General features: G+C 38.7%; 4 protein-coding genes and 5 pseudogenes. 5 read left to right on the top strand and 4 right to left on the bottom strand.

The window, feature by feature from the left end; translation table 11 throughout:
• Positions 1–23: 23 nt before the first annotated feature.
• A complete protein-coding gene (gene bluB, locus AFK68_RS14125) occupies positions 24–674 on the bottom strand; it encodes a 5,6-dimethylbenzimidazole synthase (RefSeq protein ID WP_094673355.1) in 651 nt (216 codons plus the stop codon).
• Positions 675–878: 204 nt separating this feature from the next.
• On the opposite strand from bluB, the pseudogene AFK68_RS35015 reads away from it, so the two are divergent.
• From AFK68_RS35015 to AFK68_RS14105, 5 genes and pseudogenes are all read left to right on the top strand, one after another.
• A pseudogene (locus AFK68_RS35015) lies at positions 879–1,100 on the top strand (3,4-dihydroxy-2-butanone-4-phosphate synthase); the annotation flags it as partial.
• 9 nt (positions 1,101–1,109) lie between these two features.
• Positions 1,110–1,762, top strand: a pseudogene (gene ribB, locus AFK68_RS14120) (3,4-dihydroxy-2-butanone-4-phosphate synthase); the annotation flags it as partial.
• Position 1,763: 1 nt separating this feature from the next.
• Positions 1,764–2,668: pseudogene (ribA, locus tag AFK68_RS14115) on the top strand (GTP cyclohydrolase II); the annotation flags it as partial.
• A gap of 1 nt (position 2,669) precedes the next feature.
• Positions 2,670–3,305: pseudogene (locus AFK68_RS14110) on the top strand (bifunctional 3,4-dihydroxy-2-butanone-4-phosphate synthase/GTP cyclohydrolase II); the annotation flags it as partial.
• A 339-nt stretch (positions 3,306–3,644) separates the two neighbouring features.
• On the top strand, positions 3,645–3,908 hold the full coding sequence (locus AFK68_RS14105; protein ID WP_094673354.1) for a hypothetical protein: 264 nt from the start codon (positions 3,645–3,647) through the stop codon (positions 3,906–3,908).
• 330 nt (positions 3,909–4,238) lie between these two features.
• Here AFK68_RS14105 and AFK68_RS14100 read toward each other — a convergent pair whose 3' ends face one another.
• From AFK68_RS14100 to AFK68_RS14090, 3 genes and pseudogenes are all read right to left on the bottom strand, one after another.
• Positions 4,239–4,529, bottom strand: a complete 291-nt coding sequence (locus AFK68_RS14100; protein WP_256386555.1) for a GIY-YIG nuclease family protein — start codon at positions 4,527–4,529, stop codon at positions 4,239–4,241.
• A 259-nt stretch (positions 4,530–4,788) separates the two neighbouring features.
• Positions 4,789–5,125, bottom strand: a pseudogene (locus tag AFK68_RS45165) (MarC family protein); the annotation flags it as partial.
• A 1-nt stretch (position 5,126) separates the two neighbouring features.
• On the bottom strand, positions 5,127–5,762 hold a 636-nt coding region (locus AFK68_RS14090; RefSeq protein ID WP_210407401.1), incomplete at its 3' end, for a MarC family protein.
• Positions 5,763–5,867: the final 105 nt, after the last annotated feature.

The raw sequence follows: 5,867 nt of genomic DNA, 5'->3' as shown, positions 1-5,867 counted from the left end.
CCTACTCCCCTACTCCCTACTCCCTACTCCCTGTTTTGATAACCATCATAATAAATCACCGCTTCCTTTGATTTACGCTTTTCCCAGTTAACAATTTCTAGCAAAGGACGTTCTTTGAACTCTGTGACATAACCTAAACATAAATACGCTATTAATTCATTTTCTGGAGGAGCATTAAGAATAGTTTTTACCTCTTTTTCATCTAAAATACTTACCCAACCCACACCTATATTTTCAGCTCTAGCCATTAACCACAAATTTTGAATTGCCAGACAAACACTGTAGGGTCCAACTTTCTCCATACTTGTTTGACCCATAACAGGATTAGGTGAGGGTTTATAAAAAACAGCAATATTAACAGGAGTTGTGGTAATTCCTTCCAATTGAAAATGATTATATAACGGTCTATCTTTAAAGATTTCTTTAGCTTTTTCGTTTTCTCTTTCAAAAGATGCCTTGATTTTGGCTTTGATTGATGAGTCACGAATAATTACAAATTCCCAAGGTTGGGAAAAACCAACTGAAGGGCCAAGTAAAGCAGCTAAAAGTAACCGCTCAATTTTTGTATCGGGAATTTCTTCATTAATAAAGTTTTCCCCAAATTCTGTTCGACGATGAACGATAATATCTGCAAGTATTTGACGTTCTTGTTCTGTAAAAGTTCTACCTTTCATATTATTTACCTCCAATTATTGTATGATATTTTCTATCTGAAACTCTATTACTTAATAGAGTCTTCAAGTTCGGAGTAAGGTATATTCTCAACTATCTATCTAATTTATTCATTCTCGTTACGATACTTCCGTAGCCTAGGAAACCCTATAATCTTTGTATATCGTTATAATATTTGTATACTTTTAAACATATTTTGAAAAAAAATGACAAAACCAGGGAAGCTATCTGTGAATAAACAACCAAACGAACAATTTCAATTTGACTCTATTGATGCTGCACTAGCAGACATTAAAGCAGGTAAGTCTGTAGTAGTAGTCGATGATGAACATCGAGAAAATGAAGGAGATGTAATTTGTGCAGCTCAATTTGCTACTCCAGACATGATTAATTTTATGGCAGTAGAAGCTAGAGGTCTAATTTGTCTCNAGCTATCTGTGAATAAACAACCAAACGAACAATTTCAATTTGACTCTATTGATGCTGCACTAGCAGACATTAAAGCAGGTAAGTCTGTAGTAGTAGTCGATGATGAACATCGAGAAAATGAAGGAGATGTAATTTGTGCAGCTCAATTTGCTACTCCAGACATGATTAATTTTATGGCAGTAGAAGCTAGAGGTCTAATTTGTCTCTCATTGACAGGCGATCGCCTCGATGAATTAGAAATTCCACTTATGGTTACTAAAAATACTGACAGTAACCAAACAGCTTTTACTGTTAGTATTGATGCTTCCCCACAGTTGGGAGTTTCTACAGGTATCTCAGCAGAAGACCGGGCAAATACTATTCAGGCAGTTATTAACCCTAATACCAAACCGGAAGATTTACGTCGCCCTGGTCATATCTTCCCCATTCGAGCCAAAGAAGGAGGAGTATTAAAACGAGCAGGTCATACAGAAGCTTCTGTTGACTTAGCTAGATTAGCAGGTTTATATCCAGCGGGGGTTATTTGTGAAATTCAAAACCCAGACGGTTCGATGGCAAGATTACCTGAATTAATAGAATATGCTCAAACTCATAATCTGAAATTGATCAGTATTGCTGATCTGATCAGTTATTGTATCAGACACGATCGCTTTGTCTACCGNAACCGGAAGATTTACGTCGCCCTGGTCATATCTCCCCATTCGAGCCAAAGAAGGAGGAGTATTAAAACGAGCAGGTCATACAGAAGCTTCTGTTGACTTAGCTAGATTAGCAGGTTTATATCCAGCGGGGGTTATTTGTGAAATTCAAAACCCAGACGGTTCGATGGCAAGATTACCTGAATTAATAGAATATGCTCAAACTCATAATCTGAAATTGATCAGTATTGCTGATCTGATCAGTTATTGTATCAGACACGATCGCTTTGTCTACCGAGAAGCTATTGCTAAGTTACCCTCTCAATTTGGTGAGTTCCAAATTTATGCTTACCGCAATACTCAAAATAATTCGGAACATGTAGCTATTGTTAAAGGCAACCCAGAAGAATTTCCGGAAAAAGATGTCATGGTGCGGGTACATTCTGAGTGTCTGACTGGAGATGCTTTTGGTTCCCTCCGTTGTGACTGTCGAATGCAACTGCAAGCAGCAATGAAAATGATTGAAAATGCTGGTGCGGGAGTGGTCGTCTATTTGCGACAAGAGGGTAGGGGAATAGGTTTAATTAATAAAATGAAAGCTTATTCATTGCAAGATATAGGATTAGATACTGTGGAAGCTAATGAAAGATTAGGTTTTCCTGCTGATTTACGCAACTATGGTGTGGGAGCGCAAATATTAAATGATTTGGGTGTGAAGAAAATTCGTTTGATTACAAATAATCCCCGGAAAATAGCAGGTTTAAATGGTTATGGAATTGAAGTAGTAGATCGAGTTCCTTTGTTAATAGAAACAACAGATTATAATTCTGCTTATTTGGCGACTAAGGCGCAAAAATTAGGTCATATGTTGTTACGCAGTTATTTAGTGACAATTGCTATTGATTGGAATTATCAAAACACAGAAGGAANATTCGTTTGATTACAAATAATCCCCGGAAAATAGCAGGTTTAAATGGTTATGGAATTGAAGTAGTAGATCGAGTTCCTTTGTTAATAGAAACAACAGATTATAATTCTGCTTATTTGGCGACTAAGGCGCAAAAATTAGGTCATATGTTGTTACGCAGTTATTTAGTGACAATTGCTATTGATTGGAATTATCAAAACACAGAAGGAAAATTTGCCGATAATTCTTATATTGCAAGTCTGAAAAATCCGTTTCAACAGCGCTATGAATATTTGGAAAAATTACGCAGTTTAATCAAAGAATATGATTTTCTGTTGCGGGAAGAAACTAGAGCAGTGGCAACAGCGGTTTTTGCTCAAGCACCTTTAATAGTTAATTTTGGTTTAGAAAAAGCAACATTAATTACATCTGAATGGTATCAACAATCAAATAATCCTTATTTGGAGGCGATCGCCAAAGTATTAACAGAAATAGCTCAATGGGAAAATATTTTAAAATTGGAATTTATCATTGCTTCTGGTGTCGATCCTATGACTACCTTACAAGGAAAACTGAAACGTCATAGTTTTGAAATTAATGAATTATCGACAGTTATGGAACATTTAGAAACACAAAAAATTTACAGTTTGAAAGTTTAGTCGTTTGGGAGTCAGGAGACAGGAGTCAGGAGTCAGAAGAAGGAGTCAGGAGACAGGAGTCAGGAGACAGAATTCTGGGTTGTCATTGCGAGGGGGGAAAACACGCTCAAGTTTATTCTTGGCATTTTCACCCCCCGAAGCAATCTCGCCTTAGCCCTGAGATTGCTATCCGTTCCGGAATGCTCCGCAAACCTTCCACTCCGTTNTCTTGGCATTTTCACCCCCCGAAGCAATCTCGCCTTAGCCCTGAGATTGCTATCCGTTCCGGAATGCTCCGCAAACCTTCCACTCCGTTGCAGTCGCAATGACTACTGAAGGAAAGAGTGCTTTTTTTGGAAAATGTCCCTATCGAGGGGGTGGGAAAAAGAAGAAGGAGTCAGGAGACAGGAGTCAGGAGACAGAATGGAAGAAGGAGTCAGGAGACAGGAGACAGGAGTCAGAATGGAAGAAGGAGATGAAAGTGTCCCTATCGAGGGGGGTGGGAAACACGCTCAAGTCTCTGGTGGGAATTTTTACCCCCCGAAGCAATCTCGCCTTAGCCCTGAGATTGCTATCCGTTCCGGAATGCTCCGCAAACCTTCCACTCCGTTCCAGTCGCAATGANACCCCCCGAAGCAATCTCGCCTTAGCCCTGAGATTGCTATCCGTTCCGGAATGCTCCGCAAACCTTCCACTCCGTTCCAGTCGCAATGACTACTGACTATGTAGTGCTTTTTTTGGCAGAGGTAAAAATGTCCCTATCGAGGGGGGTGGGAAACACGCTCAAGTTTATGGTGGGAATTTTCACCCCCCCAAGCAATCCCAATACCACGAGATTGCTTTCCTGACGGAATGCTCCGCAAACGCTATCGCTTGCTATCGCAAAGCTGCGCTAACGCAATGACAGAAATACGTTTTTTGCCTCCTTAAGAACTTTATATTATATTTCAAACTTCAAACTATTTCCAGGTACAAATCTTTCCACTGCAAATTCATACTATTAATTAAATTAATTTTTTTCTGTCGAGAACCAGCTTTAATCTGTTTTTCACGAGCGATCGCTTCGGAAGGATTTTCATACATTTCAAAATAAACTAATTTATTAATATTATATTTTTTGGTAAATCCTTCTACTAATTTTGACTTATGTTCATAAACTCTCCTGATTAAATCGTTGGTTACACCTGTATAAAGGACAGTGTTACGCTTATTAGTCATTATGTAAATATAATATTCTTTTGTCATAAAGTATTGCTGTTATGTGATTTAATAATTATAAAATATCAAACAATCCCTTGTCATTCCGCCAAGTTACAGGAGATTGCTTTCCTAACGGAATGCTCCGCAAACGCTATCGCTCGCAATGACCAGGTGGAAATGTCATAAAGTATTGCTTAAAAAATGGAGGATTTAATAATTATAAAATATCAAACAATCTCTTGTCATTCCGCCAAGTTACAGGAGATTGCAATATAGGGACGTTGCATTCAACATCCCTACAAGTTCAGGATGTTAGAATTGCTTGAATTACTAAAGCTTCCATTCTAATAGCTGTGAACATCCAAGTAATAGCTAGAGAAAGCTGAATAATCCCTAACACCAGTCCGATAACTTTGAGAATTGATGGCTTCAATACCTTGAGAATTTGACGTGCATAAAGCATACTAAGTAGGTTAAGTACCATCACCAGCACTAACATTCCCAAAACCAAAACTTCATTGCCTGCTACCTTCTTAAGAATAGACATGATCAGCATGACTATGGCAATTCCGTAGGGGGTCAATATTGTCGGAAAAATTAAGGGAGTAACAACTAAATCAAGGGATGGATTTTCTGGAGGANCATTCCCAAAACCAAAACTTCATTGCCTGCTACCTTCTTAAGAATAGACATGATCAGCATGACTATGGCAATTCCGTAGGGGGTCAATATTGTCGGAAAAATTAAGGGAGTAACAACTAAATCAAGGGATGGATTTTCTGGAGGAGATGGGGGCGGAGCCGCCGAGCCATATTGCGCCATTACCATGCTCAGTGCTACTAAAAACAGTACAATTCCTGCTGCCATCATTAGAGCTGAAATAGGAATTCCATATTTATCCAGTATTCCTATACCGAAAAGGGCAGTCAACATCACAACTAAGGTCGAAATCCAAAACCCACGAAATGCCATTTTCTTTCGGAGTGTGTCGTCAGCATTGGCAGTCAGACTCACAAAGGTAGGTACAATTTTGAGAGGCCCAATAGTCAAAAAGAAGATGGTAAAGACAGAAGAAATGCTTCCTTCTTTAATCGTACTGATATATTCGCGTATAACTATATCATCCACATCTTCAATTGCTGAGGCTGTTGCTATTGGGGTATGGGAGAAAACAATTATTACCAGCAGGCTACAGACTACCAGTAAAGAAATCATCGGGTGGGAGGCGATCGCCCTGAAAGTCTTGAAAGGTTGTCGTGTTTGTTTAGATTGTCTCATAAGTTTTTCTATAATAGCTAACTTTTCTTCTGCATATAAATATATGGCTAGAGAATATTATAGGAAGTGTCAAACTTGACTGATAAGTTCAATAGTAGGGGCGGG

Source organism: Hydrocoleum sp. CS-953 (assembly GCF_002260545.1).
GTDB lineage: Bacteria > Cyanobacteriota > Cyanobacteriia > Cyanobacteriales > Microcoleaceae > Trichodesmium.
This window is presented reverse-complemented; position numbering and strand designations above follow the sequence as displayed.